Below are 20,272 nucleotides of genomic sequence, written 5' to 3'. Positions count from 1 at the left end.
CGGGCTCGCAGACCCCCCCCAATGCGGAAAAGGCGCCAAATAGCGCCTTTTTAATCAAGCCAGTGAGTAAGGCTTAGTGGCTGCAGATACCCGACTTGGCCAGTTGCACATCTTCCTTGCCGATGACGCGCTTGCCCTCTTCTTCAGAGACGGTTTCCAGATTGGCACCACCGACAAAGACACCCATCTTGATGTACTGACGGACAAAGTAGTTTTTGCCCGGTTCGGTAAAGATGGAGAGTTTGTTATCGGAGAACTCGGATTCGGTGGAAATCTCATGCTCTTTCCCACCGGAAACCTGCTTATAGAAAAAAACACGATCCGCGGTTTCGCCCAAGCACTCGGAATCAACAAAAACGTCTTTCTTCAGCGCCTTGCCGCCAAAACTATCCCGATAAATATACAGCCCCGCCATGTTGCTTTGCGGTGCCGGAAAGCTCTTTAACTTGGCATTCTCCTGTGCACTTTCCATCGGAACGCTGGCACAACCCGCCAACAGCAGCGCACCCAACACCGAAGCGAGCAGCGCAACCTTCTTCAAATTCATGGGTTATTCTCCGCTTTTTATTTAGCCTGAAATTTATGTAGTTATCAGTATTAAGGCTTTTAAAGCCTTAATACTCAATGAGTTAACCATATAGCCTCAGGCGTAACCAGTCTCATTTCACTCCCGTAACCCAGGAAATAAGTGCGATGTGACCGACCTCATATCAGGACAAACAAAAGGCGCCAAACAGCGCCTTTTTATCTGCATAGCTAAACCTACACCTTAAAACTTTCTACCTGACGACGCAGCTCCTGATACAGCGAGGAGATCTGCTGCGACTGGCTCTGCACCTGATCTGACATGGCGCGCACGCCATCAGTCTGCTCGCGCAGATCAACAAGATTGGCGCTGATATGGTGTGACACCTTGGCCTGCTCGTCGGTCGCCAGTGCGGTATGAGCCGCCATCTCTTGCACCTTGTCAAACGAGGCGCTCAGGGTGTCGAACACACTGCTGACTTCGTTGATATTGGTCACCGTGCTTTCGACGTTGGTGCGGCTATTACGAATAGCGGTCGCCGACTCGGCCACACTGCTCTTAAGCCGCTCAATCATGCTCTCGATCTCGCTGGTGCTCTGCTGAGTACGGTTGGCAAGAGTACGTACCTCATCGGCCACCACGGCAAAGCCGCGCCCCTGCTCACCGGCCCGAGCCGCTTCAATGGCGGCGTTCAGAGCCAGCAAGTTAGTCTGCTCGGCAATCTTGCGAATCACCTCGAGCACCGAGGCGATGGCTGCCGAACTCTGCTCCAGATCGCCAGATCGAGTGAGAGCCAGCTCAATATCCGACTCCAACCGCCCGATAGCCTGGTGGGAGGCGTTGATCGCATTCACCCCCTGATGGGTCAAGCGGCTGGAGTGGTGGGCTTCCTCGGCCGTCCCCTTGGCCAGATCGGCCATCTGCTGGTTGGAGACGTTCATCTGATTACCGGCACTGACGATCGAATCTGATGCGGTCACCAGTCGATGGCTGATCTGACCGGCTTGCTGCGAGACGGTGTTAAGTTCACCGGTCATGCCACCGAGTGTCACCGACTGGGTTTGAATGCTGCTGATAATGCCACGCAGATGCTCGACAAAACCGTCAAACTCGCGGGCCAGATCGCCCAGTTCGTCGCGCGAACGAGATGCTATGCGCTGAGTTAGATCCCCATCGCCTTCCGCTATTTCACGAATACGACGGGTCATGTGTTGTACGTTGCGAGTCAAAACCAAAGGCACGTAATAGCCCACTACAAGGGCCAGCATGAATGCGATGGCAATCACCACCATAGCAATCTGCTGATAACGATCAATCTTCGCTCTGACTGCATCTTTTTGATCGCGAGCGTGGTCTTTGATTGCTTCACCGGCTTTATCCAGCACTTCACGGATAGCGGAAAAACGCTCATCTGCGGTGGCCTTGGCTTGTGGAATCTTGGACTGCGTCTTGGCTGGGGGTGAGTCGAGCAATGCGCGACTCTGCTGCACCCAGTCATTGAACTGAACATCGAACTTCTCATAAGGCTTGATAAGTTCCGGCTCTCGGATCAGGTAACTGCGATAGTTGTGAAAGCGCTGCAGCGCTTGCTGAATATTCTCTTCAAAGAATGCTCGATTGTCCTCAAAACTGCCCGAACCATCCGCAATCTTCTGTAATGCCAGCCGAGCCTGATAGAGATCACGGTCAGCGTTAAGGATCTCGGAAATAGCCTCCACATACTGCTGCAAGTCGTCTCCCGTAGAGGGGTCAGCCTTCTTCTCTGCAGTATGCTTGCGCAGCCGCTCACCAGCATCGTCCAGCATGTTGCGAATCGATTGGAACTTGTTGTCCTGCTCCTGCAAGCTCCCCGACAACGCTTGTCCGGCAGCAAAAGAGGTATTGAGGGAGCGACTCGCATCAAGCCACTCCTGATACAAGACATCGAAATTGGCAAAAGGAGTCAGCACTTCTGGTTCATCCACCAGATAAGCACGAAATTTCTGAAAACGATCAAACACCTGCTGAGCATTTTCATCAAAATCGGCCTGATTTTCCTCTGCCTTGCCCTCACCATTGACTAACCGCTCTTGAGCGATCAGCGCTTGGTAGATATCGCGGTCAGCATTGAGCACCACAGAAACGGCTTCAAAATAGTTCTCAGCCTGTCGCCGCATCGCATCATGCTGAACCCGGGTCATCAGCAGCATGAACATCAGCAAACCGACCAAGATCAACGCCAGAAAAGCCACTGGCAAAATCATTTGCACGCGAATCGAGTGGAGACGCATCGGGAACTCCTTATCCACGTTGTAATGAGAGTCATCCGAAGATGAGTCTAGGAGAGGGATTCAGGACGTGCAAAATGGCGAGGGGTAGAAACAAAAAGGCCCCATAACTAGGAGATATGGGGCAAACAGGCTGACAGACACCCGGACCACGGGTGTAAGGTATGGAATCAGGACTTGTGCAGTTGACCACCGTTGCCGGCGCTATCGTGCCAGCTCATGGCGTTGGTCGAGGTATCAACGGTGATATCGGACCAGCTATACAGATGAGCGTTCACCTTCTTGGCCGCTTCGCCATTGATGAAGGCGCTGCCATCGGTATCGCGGTGGAACTGGATTTTGCCATCATCGCTTTCGGCGTTGAGCAGCATATCTTCACCGGTGTAAGCACCGGCTTGGGCATAAGGATGACGCTCGTGGCTGCTGTGCGCCACGTGATGAGATTTGGCAACGGCGCTGCCGGCGAAAACAACCAGGCAGAGAAGGGCAAGTTTGCTGACTTTCATGAATATTCCTCACTCAACTAGACGGATTCGGTATCGAGCCAGGGAGTTAAGTACCGGTGACGGGAGCCTTTGGCGACACCCGAGCCGTGGGACATCCCGCCACCGGTAAACCTTGTTGTCCGATTCGCCTGCGTTGGCGAACCCGACCGGACCTGTGTTTGCTTACGGCACAACACCGGTCACCCTGTCTCTTGCGCTATATCAGTGTTTGTTAGTGCGTCTTGTCGTGTGTCGATTCATCGACACGCCTACCCAAAGAAGACATCCATGCCACGAATCTGACCTGCAGACCGGTGGAGGCATCAAGGCACCGTTTTACTTCATCACCGCCAACCAGGCCGGGGACAGGACGAACACTACCACCCGATTTGCGGGATGTAGCGTTAAAAAACCTTATTAAAAATTATTAAAAGCCAGCGCTGGCAAGGCTTAGCGAGCAGATAGCCGCTATGGCGCCACATTTCCAGGCTACGGAAAAACGGCGCCAACGGGGCTTGCCAAGCGAGTCAATGAGAGAGGGTGGAGAGGATTTCCAGCAGATGACGACGCATCTGGAGGGGAGTCTGGCTCACCCACAGATGCAAAACACCGTAGGCGAATAGCGGCAACACAAACAAAAACAGGCAGAGCAGGGCCAGCTGGCGGGCAGCGGGAATACGGATCTGGGACGTTCCCAGATGCAAGGCATCGGCCCGCTTGGGACAGGCATCAATGCAACTGCGGCAATCGCTACACGCCAGGGTGCGCACCGCAATCAGCTGATGCACCGGGATCCGTGACGGGCAAGCCCGGCTGCACTTATCGCAGTCGTGCCCTTCACTGCGCAGGCAACGGCCCGAGTCGCGGCGAATGCGTAAGGGTGAGAGCCAGCCCAGCATGCCGAGCCAGGCGCCGTAAGGGCACAAATAACGGCAAAAACCTTGCCGGAAGCTGGCCGTTAACAGCACGACCCAGCCGAGGCAGAGGGCCGCAACCGGCGACAGGGTAAAGAAAAAAGCCCCCATCTTCATATCAGCCGCCTGATGGTAGGCACTGGCCAGATAACCGGGCAAGGCTGCACTGGGCACCGCCAGCAGGATCACAAACAGCAAAAAGCCCAGCACCAGAAATTTCTGGGCTCGCAGCAGCCCGTCCAGCCAGCGCGGCGGCATCCACTCGCCCGGTATCAAGCGACTGCGAAGGCGATGCAGCCCTTCGCCCACCAGCCCGACCGGACACGCCCAACTGCAGAAACTGCGCCCAAGCAGCAGCGCCGACAGGCTGAGCACCAGCACGGTCACCATGGCAGCAGGATGGTGCGGGTCGGTGATACCAAGCTGACTCCAGGCGCGCAGACCCAGTCCACCGGCGATAGGCAGGAAGGCATCGACAATATCGGGGCGGGCCAGTAGTGGCGTGTCACCACGGCCCAGCTGCCAGATATAGAGCAGGTATTGCAGCGTGACGGCGCCCCAGGCGACGAGCAATCCCCAGCGCACGCTTTCACGCAGCACCTTGGCTGACAAACGGGTGGGATGCCAGTCGGGACATCGCCTTAGCCACCAAGCGGTAGGCATCAGCAGAGCACCAAGCGCCAGCCAATGGGCGGTATCGGCCGCCACCAGCCAACCTGCCAGCAGCATGCCGACCACGATCCGTTCCCCGCGTTGCCACGGCCACAGACAGCAGAGCAGCAGCAAAAACCCGGCTGCCAGCGTCAGACTCTCGATCCCGGTCATCCATCCCTCCCCACACGAGGAGGGAAAGATAACAGACATCTGAGTTGACGATTTTGATCTGTGACCAGCTTACGGCTTGCGCGCCTGCAGCAGGTAGTGGGTCGGACAGGTGTGCATGTCCAGCTCTCGCAGCTCAAACCCGACCGCCTTGAGCTCATCCATCACCTGATCCGGCGAAGGAGCAGCGTGGACGGTTGCCAGATCCACCAGCATCAGGCGCGCTCCGGAGGGCATCCCGGCGTAGATCTGCGCTAAAAACGCCCGCCGCTGCGAGATAAAACGATAGACGTTGGCCAGAAAGACCCAGTCCAACTCGGCCGGCAGCGCCGGATGATCGGGCTCGCTCAGACGCACCTCGATATTACCGATCTGCTCATCGGCAAAGCGCCGCCGCATATGCGCCACCATATTGGGCTCACTGTCGATGGCATAAACCCGCCCCTTTGGCAGCAGCGCAGCAAACTGGCGACTGAAATAACCGGTGCCCGCCCCCACATCGGCAATGCGCATGGTCGGCGTCAACCCTAGCCGCGCGATGATCTGGCGGCTCTTTTGCCACTCTTCACGCTGCGGTGAATCGAAGATAACGCTCAGACGTTCCGGATCGGCAAAGCTTACCATGGCACACCTCCTAGCCAGTCCGTCCTTGATAGAGCGGCCCTTGCGCCTGCGCCGGCTCGGCCCAGAAGTGGATATTGAAACGGGCATCAGGCGACAGCTCAACCCGGTGCCAGTATTGCGGCGGGCTGACAGCAAACTGGCCGGCATGCAGGGTGATCACCCGTTCAGGCTCGCTCGACTGCTCGTTGGCAAAGCCGTAGTAAGTGACCGAGCCAGCCATGACGCAGAGCTGACCATATACACCGGCAGCGGTGTTGTGATGACTAAGCAGTGCCTGCGGCACGTTGTCAGGTGTGAAAAACGGGGTTGAGCGACGCACCGCAAACTGGGCAGGAATAAGATGCAGCATGGATAACTCCTCGGGCCGGGCACCCCGGCCAACAGTAAATACACATTAACGGGGCAGTGTGCGCAGCAGCGGGAAGGCCGCGCTCATGCGATTGCCGCCCACCACAAAGCCGCAAGGCTGGCCACTGGCATCGAGTGCCTGCGCCTGCAGTCCGGCACCATCCCATTCGACCTGCCAGCGCAGATCGTCACCACGAGTGCGGCCTGCCAGCTGGATCGGGTAGCGCGGCGTCTTGACCTTGATGAGCATGGGCGGCAGCACCAGCTCGGTTGGCGTGCCCAGCAGCGTGGCGGCCAGGGCATTGGCCCCCAGCACGATAGGCTGCAGAAAGGGCAGGCACTGTCCCTGCCACTCGATACCATCCCCTAGTGCAAAAATGACCGGATCGCTGGTCTGCAACCGGGAATTGACCCGGATGCCACGACCCACCGCCAGCCCGGCCGTGGCGGCCAGCTCGGTGCGTGGGGCCAACCCGACTGCGGCAATTACCTGATCGCAGGCAATCCGCTCACCATGACTCAGCACCACCTGAGCACCGGCTGGATTACGGGTGATGGAGGCAACGGCCTGCCCCAGACACAGCCGCCCCCCCTGCGCCAGCAGAGCCTGATGCAGCGGCTGGGCCAGTGCCGCTGGCAGCAGGGCCGACAACAGACTGGGCGCCAGATCCACCAGCGTCACCTGACGGCCGCTGCTGGCCAGATCCATCGCTAACTCACAACCAATCAAACCACCACCCAGCACCAGCACATGACGGGCCGCCTCCAGCGCCGGCTGCGCCGCCGCATACTCTTGCAGGCTGTTAAGGGTGATCAGCGCGTCGCTGCCAGGAAACGGGGGACGCCGCGCCTTCGCTCCGGTCGCCAGCACCAGTTGGCCGTATGGGATCTCGCCGTCAGTGGTGTGTAGCAGTTGCCGCTCGCGGTCGATACGTTCAACCCGGCAGTGCGGCTGCAAGGCGAGGCTATGCTGCTCGGCAAACGCCGGGCCGCTGACCCGTACCATCTCACTGGCACTCATGCCACGACTCATCACATGGCTGAGATCCGGCTTGTTGTATTCATCTCCCGCATCGGCGGTGACTAGCCTAATGGGCGCCTGTGCGTCGCGCTTTCGCAGCGACTTGACCAGTTGCTGGGCTGCAAAGCCGCCGCCCACGATGACGATTTCGCGACTCATGCCACCACCTCTTGCGCGCAGGGCTCGAACACCTCCTTGCCGATCCCGCAGCCCGGGCAGAGGAAGCTGTCGGGCACTTGGGCCCAAGGCGTGCCTGCTGCGACCTGCTGATCCGGCTCGCCCTGCGCCGGGTCATAAACCCACTGGCAGACGGTGCAGATCATGCTCTCTTCGCTGGTCGTTGCAGCTTGTGGCAGCACGGAGGTGGCAACCATATGTTCAACACGGGGCGCCGCTGTGGCGCAGCCGAGCGGATGCAGCGCCCAGCGGCGGGCAATCTGGCGGCCATATTTGCGGCACTCGGCCAACGCTGCGCCGTCCGGTCGCCAGGTGAGCTTGAGCGATGCCGCGATATCAAAGCCGGCATCCATCAGGCGGGTCTGGATGCGATCTACTGCCCCGCCGGTCCAGCCGTAGCTACCGAAGGCGGCCGCCCGCTTGCCCCGAAAACGCAGACCACTGATCTCTTCCAGCATGCCGGCGACCTTGGGCATCATGACGTTGTTCATGGTCGAAGAGCCCACCAGCACCCCCTTGGAGCAGAATACCTGGGCCAGGATTTCATTCTTGTCATGACGGGCGACGTTGTAGATCTTGACCGCCACACCGGGGTCGGCGTCGTGGATACCCTGCGCAATGGCATCGGCCATCATTCGGGTATTGCCCGACATGGAGTCGTAAAACAGCGTGATGCGGTCTTCCTGATACTGATCAGCCCAAACCAGGTATTGGTGAATGATCTGGGTCGGATTATCGCGCCAGACGATGCCGTGCGACGTGGCAATCATCGCTACCGGCAGGTTGAAACCGAGCACCTCCTTAATCTTGGCGGTCACCAGCGGGCTGAAAGGGGTGAGGATGTTGGCGTAGTAACGCAGGCACTGCTCCATCAGCTCAATCTGATCGACTTCATCGTTGAACAGATGCTCGTCGCAGTAGTGCTGGCCAAAGGCGTCGTTGGAAAACAGCACGGCATCGCCGGTCATGTAGGTCATCATGCTGTCGGGCCAATGCAGCATGGGGGTTTCGATAAACACCAGCTGTTTGCCGTTACCGATATCCAGGCTGTCACCGGTTTTAACTGTGTGGAAATTCCACTCCGGGTGGTGGTGATGACCGTTGATGGAATCGAGCGCATTGTGGGTGCAATAGATGGGCGTGCCGGGAATGCGAGCCATCAGCTCGGTCAGGGCGCCGGCATGGTCCTCTTCAGCGTGGTTGATCACCACCGCATCGATGCTGGCCAGATCGATCTCGGCCGCCAGATTGAGCACAAAGTCACGGCTGAACTTGTGATCCACCGTGTCGATAAGCACGGTTTTCTCTTCACGGATCAGGTAGCTGTTATAGCTGGTGCCACGAGTGGTTTTATATTCGGTACCGTGGAAGTCACGCACCTCCCAATCCCGTTGACCCACCCAGCGAATGTTGTTTTTAACGTGAATAGACATCTTGGTCTCCTTGCTAATCGATAGGAACGTTCTACTCCTACAATCGCAAGGGGCATGCCAACACATAATATATTGTTTTTATTGTATTTTATTTTTTAAATTGTCTTTATGACATTGCCGTTCTATTGTCATTATCACAATCCATTGTCGATCTGACAGCATGCTCTCGACCTATAACCTGGCGCGTATCGCGCTCGATCTGCAGCAGGGGATCTCCCACCGTGACCGCTTTCAGCGCCTGATCCACAGCCTGCGCGAACTGCTGGCCTCCGATGCCTCGGCGCTGCTGCGCTATGAAAACGGCCAGTTCATCCCGCTGGCCATCGACGGGTTGAGCCAGGATGTGCTGGGGCGCCGCTTCAAACTGATTGAGCACCCTCGCCTCGAAGCCATCGCCCGGGCCGGTGACGTGGTGCGTTTCCCGACGGATAGCACGCTACCCGACCCCTATGACGGGCTGATCCCCAACCATGAGGCACTCAAGGTACACGCCTGTATCGGTTTGCCGCTGTTTTCCGACGACGCCCTGATTGGTGCCCTGACCATTGATGGGCTCAATCCCCACCAGTTCGACGAGATCCCCGACCGCGAGTTGCGGCTGGTTAGCGCCCTGGCGGCTGCCGCTCTGGCCAATGCCTTGCTGCTCGAGCGTCTGGCACGGCAAAACCCTGAACCTATCTCGCCGCGCACCCGTCCGGCCAGTGATGAGGTTGAGATGATCGGTGAAGCCCCTGCCATGCGGCAGCTCCGTCACGAGATAAAGGTGGTGGCAGCCTCGGATCTCAATGTGCTGATCCTCGGTGAGACCGGTGTTGGTAAGGAGTTGATTGCCCAAGCCATTCATCGCGGCTCACCCCGCAGTGGCAAACCGCTGGTCTACCTGAACTGCGCTGCGTTGCCCGATGCGGTGGCCGAAAGCGAACTGTTTGGGCATGTGAAGGGGGCGTTTACCGGCGCAATTCACAACCGTGCCGGTAAATTCGAGCTGGCCGATCAAGGCACCCTGTTTTTAGACGAGATTGGTGAACTATCCCTGTCGCTGCAGGCCAAACTGCTGCGAGTGCTGCAATATGGCGACCTGCAGCGAATCGGTGACGATAACCAGTTGAAAGTTAATGTAAGGATTCTGGCCGCCACCAACCGCGACCTCAAACAGGAGGTAGTGGCTGGCCGCTTTCGCTCCGACCTTTACCACCGCCTCAGCGTGTTTCCACTGCAGGCGCCGGCCCTGCGCGATCGACGCGAGGACATTCCCCTGCTGGCCGGGTACTTCGCGGAGCGTTGCCGCAGCGCCATGGGGCTGGAGCGGCTGACCCTGCAGGCCGATGCACTGGCACTGCTGAGTCGCTATGACTGGCCGGGCAATGTGCGCGAGCTGGAGCACGCCATCCACCGCGCCGCCGTGCTGGCCCGCGCCGAACAGGATCAGGCGGTGGCCGTGATCACCCCGCACCATCTGACTCTCAGCCAGTCGGCTCCCACCGGCAGCGACAGTCAGGCCGCAACCCCTGAACCAGCCCAACCAGTCGCACTGAAAGAGGCCACCGAGGCTTTCCAGTGCCAGCTGATCCGCCAGACGCTGGCGGCCCACAATCAGAACTGGGCTGCCACCGCCCGCCAGCTCGGCATCGATCCGGGCAACCTGCACCGACTGGCGCAGCGGCTAGGGCTCAAATGATATAAACGTTAGAGCACCTTGCTCAGGAAACTGGCTGTCCGGGGGTTGGTCGGCGCGGTAAAGATCTGCTCGGGTGACCCCTCTTCCTGAATAATCCCCTGATCGATAAACAGCACCCGATTGGCCACTTCACGGGCAAACCCCATCTCGTGGGTGACAATGACCATGGTCATACCCTCCTGAGCCAGCTGTTTCATAACAGCCAACACTTCGCCCACCAATTCCGGGTCCAGTGCCGAGGTGGGTTCATCAAACAGCATGATAGAGGGGTCCATCATCAGAGCGCGGGCGATCGCCACCCGCTGCTGCTGACCACCCGACAGACTCGACGGCCAGGCATCCAGCTTGTCGAGCAGGCCAATCTTGGTGAGCAACTGCTCAGCCTTGACCAGCGCATCGGCCCGGCTCATGCCACGCAAAGAGCAGGGCGCCATGATCAGGTTCTCCAGCACCGTCATGTGCGGGAAGAGATTGAAGCGCTGGAACACCATCCCTACGGTTTCACGCAGTTTGTTGAGGTTAGTGGCCGGGTCATGCACATCGAAACCGTTGACTGTCACTTCGCCACCGGTCGGGGTCTCCAGCGCATTCAGGCAGCGCAGAAAGGTACTCTTGCCCGAACCGGAAGGACCGATCACACAGACCACCTCCTGCGCAGCGATATGACAGTTGATGCCACGCAGCACATGGCTGTCGCCAAATTGCTTCTGCAGGTTGTTAACGCGAATCACTTTTGCCAAACCTCTTTTCCAGGTGTTCCACCAGCCGTGACAGCAGGAAGGTAAAGGCCCAATAGATCACCGAAATGGCCAGATAGGGCTCCCAATAGGTGGCGTAGGCGCCAGAGACGGTACGCGCCGCATAGGCCAGATCCGCCAGACCAATGGCCGAGGCCAGCGACGAGTCTTTCACAATGGCGATAGCGTTGTTGCCCAAGGGGGGCAGAATGCGGCGAAACGCCTGCGGCAGGATAACCTTACGCATGGTCTTGCCCCACGGCATGCCCAGCGCCCGGGACGCTTCCATCTGGCCGCGGTCGATTGACTGGATGCCCGCCCGGAAGATCTCCGATACATAGGCTCCGGCATTGAGCGTAATCGCCACCACGCACGAGACAAAGGCACCATATTCAGAGCGCAGCATTCGCGCCGTATCGACACTCAGCAGCCCGTGTTCCACCAGCAACCCGCTCGACGGGTTAATAAACAGCGGCATCAGGGCAAAGTGCACCACCATCATCTGCACAAACAGCGGCGTGCCACGCAGGGCACTGACATACACCTTTACCGGCAACTGGATGCCATAGCGCAGCAGCGGCTTCCAGACGCCCTTCTCGGCACTGGCCATGCGCCCCAGCCCCAGCAGCAAGCCCCACAGAGTACCGAGGATCACGCAGATCACCGTGCACTTGAGGGTCATCAGTGCCCCGTCAATAAACAGGGGCTGGTACTCGCGCAGGATTTCCCAACGAAAACCGTTCATAACTTCTTCCGTCACTTAGAGAAACAATGGCCGCTGCAAGCAGCGGCCATTGCGATCAGAACACAGCGTGCCAATTACTGGGCGGGCAGGGTCGGCACCTGCTCATCAAACCAGGTCTTGTAGATCTTGGCGTAGGTACCGTCGGCGATGATGCTGGCCAGACCCTGGTTGATCTTCTCCAGCAGGGCGGTGTTACCCTTGGCCACGGCGATACCGAAATACTGACGCTCAAACTTGGCATCCGACACCAGAGCAAACTTCTTCTCCGGGTGAGTCTTGATGTAGTACTTCACCACACCCACATCGCCCACAGCGGCATCAATACCATCTTCGTGCAGCTCTTGCAGTACCAGCGGTGTGTTATCAAAACGCTTGATGGCGGTGCTATTTTTGCCCAGCACATCGGAGACGACGATGTCACCGGTACTGGAGTTGACGACCCCGACCTTCTTGTCTTTGAGCGAAGCGATCGAATCAATCTTGGAGCCAGCGGCTGTCACGATGGACTGCTCAGCCGGGAAATAGGGGTGGGAGAAATCGACCATCTGCTTGCGCTTGTCGGTGATGGTAATGCCGGAAATGATGATATCGCGATCGCCAGTGCCCAGTGTGGCAAAGATACCTTCCCACGGGGTGTTGATCAGTTTGACGTTGAAATCAGATGCCTTGGCAATGGCCTTGATGATGTCGATATCAAACCCTTCCAGCTCTTTCTTGCTGTTCTCGAACTCGAACGGACGATAAGTACCACCCGCACCCACCACATAGGTCGGCGCATCTGCCCAAGCAGAACCCAAGGAACCCAGCAACAAACATCCGGCAACCGCAATGCGCTTCAACATCTCATTCTCCAGCAAAAATATGCATATTTATTAAATAACCTATCACTCACCATCATATCGATCAACACCCTATTTCTGGTGAAATTATCTGGTTTGACGCCGATTGACGCAGAAACCGACAGGAACACTGTTAACCAAGCAATCAATAATGAAATTGCAGGGAGAAATGTGACCCAAGTGAAGCGCATAAAATGACAACGCGGCACCGAAGCGCCGCGCTGAAGGTCACACAGGAGAAATTAGCCGGTATAGGTGGGCAACATGCCGACCATATTGAGCATATGGAACAGGGCGGTCAGCACGCCAAACAGGATCACCCCCACCACCATCACCTGACCACCGGGCGCGGTGAAGCCGTCGGTTCCGTGGGTGGCGCGCGCCTTGTGCACCAGCAAGGCCGGAATAATGCAGGTCCAGACCGTGGCGGCCGCACCGGCATAGCCGATGGCGATAATGAAACCGAACGGGAACAGTAGCGACAGCACCAGCGGCGGCAGGAAGGTCACCAGCCAGGACTTGGTACGACCGGCGCGGGTGTTGTCGAACTTGAACAGATCCGCCAGATAGTCGAACACCCCGAGCCCCACGCCGATAAACGAAGAGAGGATGGCAGCCATGGAGAAACCGTTGATGGCACTGGCCACCTTCTGCGACTCAATCACCGAACCCAGCGCCTGCAGCAGGACATCCACGTCACCACCCTTGGCAATGACCGGGCCGAAGTGCTCACGCGGCAGATTGCCGAAAATGCTGAACAGCCACAGCATATAGAAGCTCAGAGCAATCACAGTGCCGCCCAAAATGGCATATTTGGCTTTGTTTTCATTGCCATAGTAAGAGCGCATTGAGGCGACTGAATGGTGATAACCAAACGAGGTGAGCGCGACCGGCAGCATAGCCAGCGCATAGGGTGCATGCATGGCCTCTTCGCGCAGCGGGTCGAACAGCTGGGCAACGTTGATCTTCATCGCCAGCCCCGAGACCCCAAACACGAAACTCAGCAGCATAAAGACAATCAGCAGCACCGAGATCCGGTCTACCGCACGGGTGGAGTGCCAGACAAAACCGGAGAAGAGCAGCACGAACAGCACCGAGGCGATCTTGCTGTCGATACCCAGCATCCCCTGCAGGATCAGCCCTGACGAGGTGATGTAGGCATAGAGCAGAATGCCGCCGACGAAATAGACGGTCAGGTTGTTGAAGGCATTCACTTTTGCCCCCAGCAGATCCCGTGTCACCGTGTTGAACGACACCTTCAGGTCATAGCGCTTGAAGGCCTCCAGCAACATCCAGCCAGAGACGGTCATCACCACCATGGTCAAGGTGATGGCCAGTGTGGACCAGGTGGTCCAGGCACCGGCTCCGGCACTGGGCAGCCCCAGCATACCGGCGCCCACGCAGACGCTGGCGATGATACAGGCTCCCCCCACGACGGACGGATTGTTGGTCATGCTCTCTCCCCCTGCTTGTAGCCCCAAATAGAAATCAAAAAAGAGGCACAGAATCATCTGTGCCTCGTGTCATGCCTGTCAGGCTTCAACCAGCTGCCTGGTGCTGCCCTGTGCCGTGGTCTCCACTTCCTTAAAGCGAGCGGTAAAGTGACGCAGTACCGGCGGCTCGTAGGTAAACTCCAGCCCCTTGATATTCTTGGCGTTCTTCTTCACTTCCTGGAAGGCTTCAATGATGAAGTCCATATGAGTTTGGGTATAGGTAGCACGCGGAATAGTCAGGCGTAGCAGCTCGGCCGGGCAGGCCATCTGCTTGCCGGTTGCCGGGTCACGCCCCTGCAGCAGGGAGCCGATCTCGACGGCGCGGATACCGGCCACCTTGTAGAGCTCGCACGCCAGCGCATGAGCCGGGAACTGGCCAGCCGGAATGTGCGGCAGCAGCTTGCCGGCATCAACGAAGGCGGCGTGGCCACCGGCTTGCTGACAGACGATACCGATCGCTTCCAGCCCGTCCACCAGATACTGAACCTGCTGGATACGGTAGGCGAGCCAGTCCTGACGCATGCCGTCATACAAGCCAACCGCCAGACGCTCCATGGCACCACCTTCCAGACCGCCATAGGTCGGGAACCCCTCCTGCACCACGCACAGGGTACGGCACTCGTTGTAAACGTCCAGCATCGATTCGTCTTTGAAGCAGAGCAGGCCGCCCATCGGCACCATGGCATCCTTCTTGGCGGACATGGCCAGACCGTCGGCGTATTTGTAAGCTTCCTTGGTGATCTGCTCGATGGTCCAGTTGCTGTAGCCGGGCTCACGCTGCTGGATAAAGTAGGCGTTCTCGGCAAAGCGGGCGGAGTCCATGATCACCGGGATATCGTGCTGGCGGGCAATCTCGTAGACCGCTTTAAGATTGGCGATCGAGACCGGCTGACCACCGGCCGAGTTGCAGGTGATGGTGCTGACGATATAAGGCACGTTGGCGGCCCCGGCTTCTGCAATCGCGGCTTCCAGCTTGGCGAGGTCGAAGTTGCCCTTGAAGTCGGCCGTCACGCTGGTGTCGAACGCTTCCTTGGTGTAGACGTTGCGAGCCGCGCAGCAGTTGATCTGGGTGTGACCCTGGGTGGTGTCGAAGAAGTAGTTGGAGAGCGCCACCATCTTCTTGCGATCCAGCCCCTTCTCCTTTTCACGCTTTTTGATCAGCACCGGAATATAGATCTGCTCGGCGCCACGGCCCTGGTGGGTCGGGATGGTCAGCGCATAACCAAAGATATCCTGCACGGCGTTGCGCAGGGCATGGAAGCTGCGGCTGCCGCTATAGGCTTCGTCACCGCGCATCATGGCGGCTTGCATGTCCTGAGTCACAGCGCCGGTGCCGCTGTCGGTCAGCAGGTCAATAAACACATCTTCACTGTCGAGCAGGAACGGGTTCATACCGGCGTTCAGAATAGCGGTATTACGATATTCGCGAGTCGTGCGCTTGACCGGCTCAATAACACGAATACGGAACGGTTCGGGAAGATGCTTAAAGTTTTCCATGAGACTAACCCCAATATATTCAGACAATAACGATCCAGCTCGGCGCGATATATTGATTGGCCGAACAGAGAGTAAATTTTAAATATGGTGCGCCGCTGCTACGTTTAGCTGGCAAACAGCCAGGCTATGCAGCAGACCTGCAGAACAGGAGTAAAGGCGCAAGTGGTGCGAGACGCACACATGAGGAATCAGACGAGCGGGAAGAAGAAGGCGATCTTGCGATCAAGATTGAACCACTTACGGCATGTGAGTATGCGATTCATATTGCCACCTATTTGAAATTAGAAACTTCAAACTGTCGCCGGTCATTATGAAGAGACAAGCATAACAGGCAATATGCAAGATGGGCGATTTGCGACGCTGCTAACAATTTATTCCGATCTTTTTTATCGCTTAACGCCTTATTATTTTACTCTCAACTGAAATAACCATTTTCATAATATCAAAGGCACTGAAAACAGTAAGGGGAAGCCGACTGGCCTCCCCTTTTGCTCATCGCTGCATCAGCCCTTGCGGCGCAGCAGCACACCGGATTCCATGTGATGGGTCCAGGGAAACTGGTCAAACAGGGCGAAACGGGCGATTTCATGGGTGTCAGCCAGCACAGCCATGTTCTCCTGTAGAGTATCCGGGTTGCAGGAGATATAGAGGATGTTGTCATACTCCTGCACCAGCTTGACGGTGTCCGCATCGAGACCGGAGCGCGGCGGATCGACAAAAATGGTGTTGCAGCGATAGCTGGTCAGGTCGATCCCCTGCAGGCGGTTGAACTCGCGCTCGCCACGCATCGCCATCGTAAACTCCTCGGCCGACATGCGCAGGATAATCAGGTTCTCGATGCCGTTTGCGGCGATATTGAACTGGGCAGACTCCACGCTCGGCTTGGCAATCTCGGTCGCCAGCACCCGGTCGAAGTTCTCGGCCAATGCGATGGAGAAGTTGCCGTTACCGCAGTACAGCTCAAGCAGATCCCCTTCGCTATGACGGGTCACATCGCGCGCCCAGGTCAGCATCTGGCGGTTAATCTCGGCATTGGGCTGGGTGAAGCTGTTTTCGACTTGGCGGTAGACGTAGCGGCGCCCCTCCACCTCCAGCTCTTCCACCACGAAATCCTGCTCGAGGCAGATCTTCTGTTTGTGAGCACGGCCAATCAGCTGCAGATCAAAACCCTGCTCACGCAGGCTCGCCCGCAAGGCTTCAGCCGCGCTCTGCCACTCGGCATCCAGCTTGCGGTGATAGAGCATGCTGACCACCACCTGGCCGGAACAGGTCGAGAGGTAATCGATCTGGAACAGCTTGCGACGCAGCACCGGCTGAGGACGAATGCCATCGAGCAGATGCGGCATCAGGGTGTTGATCAAACGGCTGGCGGTCGGGAACTGATCGACCCGGACCCGCTGGCGGGTCTCCTGATCAAACATGATGTGGTAGAGGTCATCTCCGTCGTGCCAGATGCGGAACTCGGCACGCATGCGGTAGTGCTCGGCCGGCGAGGCAAACACCTCGAGCGCAGGCGGATTGTAGGCGGCGAACAGGGCGCGCAGGCGCTCGGCCTTGGCGTCGAGTTGCTGCTGGTAAGCAGCCGGGGAGTGACTCATCAAATACCTCATGGACGAAGCCGAAAAACGGGGTCGGCAGACCCGAGGGGGGGATTTTAAGAAGCGAGGTGCGGTTGTCCAGTATTTTATGGTCAAGAATTATCCAGACAGGCCGATAAAGGACGACCGGCCATCCGCGGAGGATACAGACATGCAAATCGACGGTATGGGCAAGACGGTCAGCAAGAGCAGCGATCTGACCTCCAAAGCCCAGCAACAGGCCACTCAGAGTCAGTCTGCCAGCAGTTCGGAGCAGAGTGATCAGGTTTCGCTGCACAACCGCCCCAAATGGGCGCAAGTGCTGATCCAGCAAGCATTACAGTTCAGTCTTGAGCTCAACGGCAATCAGTATCAGGCCCCCAAACAGAGCGAGGAGGTCACCCCCGATACCCTGTTCGACTACGAAGAGGTGGCCAAGAATGTGCTGCAGTTTGTCACCGGACGGCTGGGTGCAGCCCGTGCCGATGGCAAGGACGATGATTCGCTGACCAGCATGATGGAGCAGGCCCGTAAAGGGGTCGATATGGGCTTTGCCGATGCCAAAAAGATGTTGGGCAAGGACGCCACCGACAACGAAGACATCAAAACCGGCATCGATCAGAGCTACAAACTGATTAAGGAAGGGCTCGACCAGTTTGAAAAAGAGTTCTTCGGCAAGGTGTCACCCACCGAGCAGGCTGCCGTCGAGATGGCCAGCCGCCAGCAAGGGTACCTCGAGATTGAGACCCGCGAAGGGGACAAGGTAGTGCTGCGCTTTAACGACAGCTGGCAGTTCAAGAACGATCAGGGCAATCAGGGCAGCCGGGTCAGCTTCCAGAACAGTCAGAATTTCAGCTTCGCCCTGCAAGGGGAGCTCAGCGATGAAGAGATGAGCTCAATCGGCGATCTGGTCAAGGGCATCGACGATCTGGGGGAGTCCTTCTTCTCCGGCGATCTCGACAAGGTGGCCGACAAAGCCAACGGACTCGGGCTGGATAATAGCCAGCTGGCCAGTTTCAGCCTGTCGCTCAAGCAGCAGAACCGCATCAGCCAGACCTATCAGGGCAACAAGAACAACACCTTGCAGGAGACCCTCAAACCGCTTGCCAGTTATCTGCCCAAGCTGGAACAGGTGCAAAATCAGGCCGATCAGACGCTGACCCCTGACTCGCAGACCGCCCTCACCCAGTCGGTGCTGGCCGCGCAGGGACAGAGCAGTGACCAGACCAGCCGTTTTCTCGGCTTCAACCAGAGAATGCTCGAAGCCCTGCGCCAGCTCGGTTAAAGCTCGGGTTTGCCAGCCCGGATCGGTGCTGGCAAACTCCTTTTAACTCGTCCACCAGCCCACGCCTGCCATGAATCCGAAACGCCCCAGTGACAAGCGGGAGCTCTGCTACCCCTTTATCTTTGAAACTCGTTATCAGTGCGACTATGAAATAGCGACCGACGAGCTCTGCTGTCAGGTGGGCGCCGTGATGGCCCAACTACCGCCCGGTTTTGACGAGGTGAATGATGATCTCGACCAACTGCAGCGGCTGATTTACAACCTGAATGGCTCGGTGCGCGGCAAGCTTGGCATCTTTGACGATGATCTGAACTGGCTGAAAACCCGCTATGACCACTACAACGACCTGACTCGCGGCCGGGTCACCGGTTTTGTCCTGCCACGCGGTCCGATGCCGGTGCCCACGTTGCATCTGTGTCGCTGCGGCGCCAAGAAAGTCGTGCGACTGCTGGTGCGACTGGAAGAGAGTGGTGTGCGCTTCGATCCCATCCTGTATCGCTTTGCCAACCTGCTGGCCAATTTCTTCTTCGTGCTGACCGTTCGGCTCAAAGCCGGCATGGGGGTCGCAGAGGTCGAATACATCAGTATCAACTACTGACGCACTGCCGCTGGGCCCTCTGTCAGGGCAATGCGCTCACAACAGGGAGCCGGTTTATCCCGCAGGCGGCGTTGCCGCCGCTCCAGCACCACCTTCATCAAGCTGGCACGCTTGCTGCCTGACTCGTTCAGGTGGCCTCGTAGCCACCTCCATTCACGGATGAAGGAGTCTGCCATGCTGGAATCACAGCTTACGACCCTGCACGTCGTCTCGCTGGCGCTCGACTACCTGTGCCGAGATGTCTCGCCCGAACAGCAGGAGTGGCTCACCACCGAGCTCCTGGCCCACAGTGGTATTGAGGTCGCCGATATTCACAACAACGACGCCCGCATCACCCGCCAACAGGAGCTCACCGTCTGTGCCAATGGCCTGGCTCATTGCAGTGACCTCGGTCTGGTGCTGGGACAGCGTATGCACATCTCGGCCTATGGCCTGCTCGGCTATGCCGCTATCTCTAGCGCCACGCTGGGCGATGCGCTGCAGTTGATGTTTACCTACCCTTCCCTGCTCGGCACCTATTTCCATCTGCAACTGCGCATTGATGGCGATCTGGCCTGGATTTGCGCCAGCCACTATCGCCAGCGTGACGATCTGCGCCGCTTCAATATCGAGATGTGCCTCGCGTCGCTGCGCCAAATCTGTAGCGATCTGGTTGGTCACCCGTTGCCGGTGCGCGCAGCCGAGTTCAGCCAATCCGACACGAGCTACAGCGAGAGTTATCGCCACAGCTTTGGCCCGCACATTCGCTTTAACGGCGAGCAGGATGCGTTTGCCATCGATACCCGCGCCCTGATCGAACGATTGCCACTGGCCAACCCGGTCACCCACAACGAGATGCTGGTGCGCTGCCGCAAACTCAATGCCGAGTTCAACACGCGCCAACGCTGGCTGGATAAGGTGCGTGATCTGCTCGGTGCCCAACTCTGCGCACCACCGCGTCTGGAGGTGCTGGCCGGCCAGATGCACTGCTCGGCGCGGACCCTGCGCCGCCACCTCAAAGAGATGGGCACCAACTATCAGGAGCTGCTCGATGATCTGCGCTTCGAGCGCGCCAAGTTACTGCTGGCCGAAAAGCGTCACGCCATCTATCAGATTGCCGAAGAGCTGGGGTTTAGCGAAAGTGCCAGCTTCCGCCATGCCTTCCAGCGCTGGAGTGGCGTCGCCCCCAGTCAGTTTCGCTATTGAGTTGTACATAAAAGGGACAAT

Annotated in this window: 20 protein-coding genes; 4 read left to right on the top strand and 16 right to left on the bottom strand. The window is 57.9% G+C overall.

Annotation, left to right across the window (positions count from 1 at the left end; translation table 11 throughout):
* Nucleotides 1–73: 73 nt before the first annotated feature.
* From BW958_RS14590 to norV, 8 genes are all read right to left on the bottom strand, one after another.
* The gene (locus BW958_RS14590; protein WP_076576494.1) at nt 74–547 is read right to left on the bottom strand and encodes a DUF2846 domain-containing protein; all 474 of its coding nucleotides are present in this window, start codon (nt 545–547) and stop codon (nt 74–76) included.
* 215 nt (nt 548–762) lie between these two features.
* On the bottom strand, nt 763–2,796 hold the full coding sequence (locus BW958_RS14585) for a methyl-accepting chemotaxis protein (RefSeq protein WP_083687362.1): 2,034 nt from the start codon (nt 2,794–2,796) through the stop codon (nt 763–765).
* Nucleotides 2,797–2,963: 167 nt separating this feature from the next.
* The gene (locus tag BW958_RS14580) at nt 2,964–3,299 is read right to left on the bottom strand and encodes a hypothetical protein (RefSeq protein ID WP_076576493.1); all 336 of its coding nucleotides are present in this window, start codon (nt 3,297–3,299) and stop codon (nt 2,964–2,966) included.
* A 506-nt stretch (nt 3,300–3,805) separates the two neighbouring features.
* On the bottom strand, nt 3,806–5,017 hold the full coding sequence (locus BW958_RS14575; RefSeq protein WP_076576492.1) for a 4Fe-4S binding protein: 1,212 nt from the start codon (nt 5,015–5,017) through the stop codon (nt 3,806–3,808).
* A 69-nt stretch (nt 5,018–5,086) separates the two neighbouring features.
* Entirely contained in the window at nt 5,087–5,638 is a 552-nt protein-coding gene (locus BW958_RS14570) for a class I SAM-dependent methyltransferase (RefSeq protein ID WP_076576491.1), read from the bottom strand.
* Between the two features lie 10 nt (nt 5,639–5,648).
* Nucleotides 5,649–5,987 (bottom strand): TehB family protein, encoded by a 339-nt coding sequence (locus tag BW958_RS14565; RefSeq protein ID WP_076576490.1) that lies wholly within the window; start codon nt 5,985–5,987, stop codon nt 5,649–5,651.
* A 45-nt stretch (nt 5,988–6,032) separates the two neighbouring features.
* Nucleotides 6,033–7,166, bottom strand: coding sequence for an NADH:flavorubredoxin reductase NorW (gene norW, locus BW958_RS14560; protein ID WP_076576489.1), 1,134 nt, complete (start codon nt 7,164–7,166; stop codon nt 6,033–6,035).
* On the bottom strand, nt 7,163–8,617 hold the full coding sequence (gene norV, locus BW958_RS14555; RefSeq protein ID WP_076576488.1) for an anaerobic nitric oxide reductase flavorubredoxin: 1,455 nt from the start codon (nt 8,615–8,617) through the stop codon (nt 7,163–7,165). Before norV ends, norW begins: the two co-directional genes overlap by 4 nt.
* Before the next feature lie 160 nt (nt 8,618–8,777).
* On the opposite strand from norV, the gene norR reads away from it, so the two are divergent.
* On the top strand, nt 8,778–10,295 hold the full coding sequence (norR, locus tag BW958_RS14550; RefSeq protein ID WP_076576487.1) for a nitric oxide reductase transcriptional regulator NorR: 1,518 nt from the start codon (nt 8,778–8,780) through the stop codon (nt 10,293–10,295).
* A gap of 8 nt (nt 10,296–10,303) precedes the next feature.
* Here norR and BW958_RS14545 read toward each other — a convergent pair whose 3' ends face one another.
* From BW958_RS14545 to trmA, 7 genes are all read right to left on the bottom strand, one after another.
* Nucleotides 10,304–11,026 carry an amino acid ABC transporter ATP-binding protein gene (locus BW958_RS14545; protein ID WP_076576486.1) on the bottom strand — a complete coding sequence of 241 codons (723 nt, stop codon included), beginning with the start codon at nt 11,024–11,026 and terminating at the stop codon, nt 10,304–10,306.
* The gene (locus tag BW958_RS14540) at nt 11,013–11,777 is read right to left on the bottom strand and encodes an amino acid ABC transporter permease (RefSeq protein ID WP_076576485.1); all 765 of its coding nucleotides are present in this window, start codon (nt 11,775–11,777) and stop codon (nt 11,013–11,015) included. The genes BW958_RS14545 and BW958_RS14540 overlap by 14 nt, the downstream gene beginning before the upstream one ends.
* A 74-nt stretch (nt 11,778–11,851) precedes the next feature.
* Nucleotides 11,852–12,619: a basic amino acid ABC transporter substrate-binding protein gene (locus BW958_RS14535; RefSeq protein WP_076576484.1), complete on the bottom strand. Its 768-nt coding sequence runs from the start codon at nt 12,617–12,619 to the stop codon at nt 11,852–11,854.
* Between the two features lie 239 nt (nt 12,620–12,858).
* On the bottom strand, nt 12,859–14,070 hold the full coding sequence (locus BW958_RS14530; RefSeq protein ID WP_076576604.1) for an aromatic amino acid transporter: 1,212 nt from the start codon (nt 14,068–14,070) through the stop codon (nt 12,859–12,861).
* Nucleotides 14,071–14,148: 78 nt separating this feature from the next.
* Nucleotides 14,149–15,606 carry a tryptophanase gene (gene tnaA, locus BW958_RS14525; RefSeq protein ID WP_076576483.1) on the bottom strand — a complete coding sequence of 486 codons (1,458 nt, stop codon included), beginning with the start codon at nt 15,604–15,606 and terminating at the stop codon, nt 14,149–14,151.
* A gap of 188 nt (nt 15,607–15,794) precedes the next feature.
* Nucleotides 15,795–15,869 carry a tryptophanase leader peptide gene (gene tnaC, locus BW958_RS20795; RefSeq protein WP_076576603.1) on the bottom strand — a complete coding sequence of 25 codons (75 nt, stop codon included), beginning with the start codon at nt 15,867–15,869 and terminating at the stop codon, nt 15,795–15,797.
* 240 nt (nt 15,870–16,109) lie between these two features.
* Nucleotides 16,110–17,204: a tRNA (uridine(54)-C5)-methyltransferase TrmA gene (trmA, locus tag BW958_RS14515; RefSeq protein WP_076576482.1), complete on the bottom strand. Its 1,095-nt coding sequence runs from the start codon at nt 17,202–17,204 to the stop codon at nt 16,110–16,112.
* A 151-nt stretch (nt 17,205–17,355) separates the two neighbouring features.
* Between trmA and BW958_RS14510 the strand changes: the two genes are divergently transcribed.
* Together BW958_RS14510 and BW958_RS14505 are read left to right on the top strand one after the other, a co-directional pair.
* Entirely contained in the window at nt 17,356–18,468 is a 1,113-nt protein-coding gene (locus BW958_RS14510; RefSeq protein WP_076576481.1) for a DUF5610 domain-containing protein, read from the top strand.
* Between the two features lie 70 nt (nt 18,469–18,538).
* Nucleotides 18,539–19,066 carry an ATP--cob(I)alamin adenosyltransferase gene (locus tag BW958_RS14505; RefSeq protein WP_076576480.1) on the top strand — a complete coding sequence of 176 codons (528 nt, stop codon included), beginning with the start codon at nt 18,539–18,541 and terminating at the stop codon, nt 19,064–19,066.
* Here BW958_RS14505 and BW958_RS20375 read toward each other — a convergent pair.
* On the bottom strand, nt 19,060–19,242 hold the full coding sequence (locus tag BW958_RS20375) for a hypothetical protein (RefSeq protein WP_143233101.1): 183 nt from the start codon (nt 19,240–19,242) through the stop codon (nt 19,060–19,062). The two genes, BW958_RS14505 and BW958_RS20375, sit on opposite strands and share 7 nt — an antisense overlap.
* Here BW958_RS20375 and BW958_RS14500 point away from each other — a divergent pair.
* Nucleotides 19,241–20,251: an AraC family transcriptional regulator gene (locus tag BW958_RS14500; RefSeq protein ID WP_076576479.1), complete on the top strand. Its 1,011-nt coding sequence runs from the start codon at nt 19,241–19,243 to the stop codon at nt 20,249–20,251. The two genes, BW958_RS20375 and BW958_RS14500, sit on opposite strands and share 2 nt — an antisense overlap.
* Nucleotides 20,252–20,272 lie beyond the last annotated feature (21 nt).

Source organism: Aeromonas sp. RU39B (assembly GCF_900156095.1).
Classification (GTDB): domain Bacteria; phylum Pseudomonadota; class Gammaproteobacteria; order Enterobacterales; family Aeromonadaceae; genus Aeromonas.
Note: the sequence above shows the minus strand (reverse complement) of the source record. Positions and strands in the feature narration are given on the sequence as shown.

Coding starts and splice junctions, on each gene's coding strand:
- BW958_RS14590 (WP_076576494.1), bottom strand. CDS start 547: ATGAATTTGAAGAAGGTTGCGCTGCTCGCTTCGGTGTTGGGTGCGCTG.
- BW958_RS14585 (WP_083687362.1), bottom strand. CDS start 2,796: ATGCGTCTCCACTCGATTCGCGTGCAAATGATTTTGCCAGTGGCTTTT.
- BW958_RS14580 (WP_076576493.1), bottom strand. CDS start 3,299: ATGAAAGTCAGCAAACTTGCCCTTCTCTGCCTGGTTGTTTTCGCCGGC.
- BW958_RS14575 (WP_076576492.1), bottom strand. CDS start 5,017: ATGACCGGGATCGAGAGTCTGACGCTGGCAGCCGGGTTTTTGCTGCTG.
- BW958_RS14570 (WP_076576491.1), bottom strand. CDS start 5,638: ATGGTAAGCTTTGCCGATCCGGAACGTCTGAGCGTTATCTTCGATTCA.
- BW958_RS14565 (WP_076576490.1), bottom strand. CDS start 5,987: ATGCTGCATCTTATTCCTGCCCAGTTTGCGGTGCGTCGCTCAACCCCG.
- norW (WP_076576489.1), bottom strand. CDS start 7,166: ATGAGTCGCGAAATCGTCATCGTGGGCGGCGGCTTTGCAGCCCAGCAA.
- norV (WP_076576488.1), bottom strand. CDS start 8,617: ATGTCTATTCACGTTAAAAACAACATTCGCTGGGTGGGTCAACGGGAT.
- norR (WP_076576487.1), top strand. CDS start 8,778: ATGCTCTCGACCTATAACCTGGCGCGTATCGCGCTCGATCTGCAGCAG.
- BW958_RS14540 (WP_076576485.1), bottom strand. CDS start 11,777: ATGAACGGTTTTCGTTGGGAAATCCTGCGCGAGTACCAGCCCCTGTTT.
- BW958_RS14535 (WP_076576484.1), bottom strand. CDS start 12,619: ATGTTGAAGCGCATTGCGGTTGCCGGATGTTTGTTGCTGGGTTCCTTG.
- BW958_RS14530 (WP_076576604.1), bottom strand. CDS start 14,070: ATGACCAACAATCCGTCCGTCGTGGGGGGAGCCTGTATCATCGCCAGC.
- tnaA (WP_076576483.1), bottom strand. CDS start 15,606: ATGGAAAACTTTAAGCATCTTCCCGAACCGTTCCGTATTCGTGTTATT.
- trmA (WP_076576482.1), bottom strand. CDS start 17,204: ATGAGTCACTCCCCGGCTGCTTACCAGCAGCAACTCGACGCCAAGGCC.
- BW958_RS14510 (WP_076576481.1), top strand. CDS start 17,356: ATGCAAATCGACGGTATGGGCAAGACGGTCAGCAAGAGCAGCGATCTG.
- BW958_RS14505 (WP_076576480.1), top strand. CDS start 18,539: ATGAATCCGAAACGCCCCAGTGACAAGCGGGAGCTCTGCTACCCCTTT.
- BW958_RS14500 (WP_076576479.1), top strand. CDS start 19,241: ATGCTGGAATCACAGCTTACGACCCTGCACGTCGTCTCGCTGGCGCTC.
- BW958_RS20375 (WP_143233101.1), bottom strand. CDS start 19,242: ATGGCAGACTCCTTCATCCGTGAATGGAGGTGGCTACGAGGCCACCTG.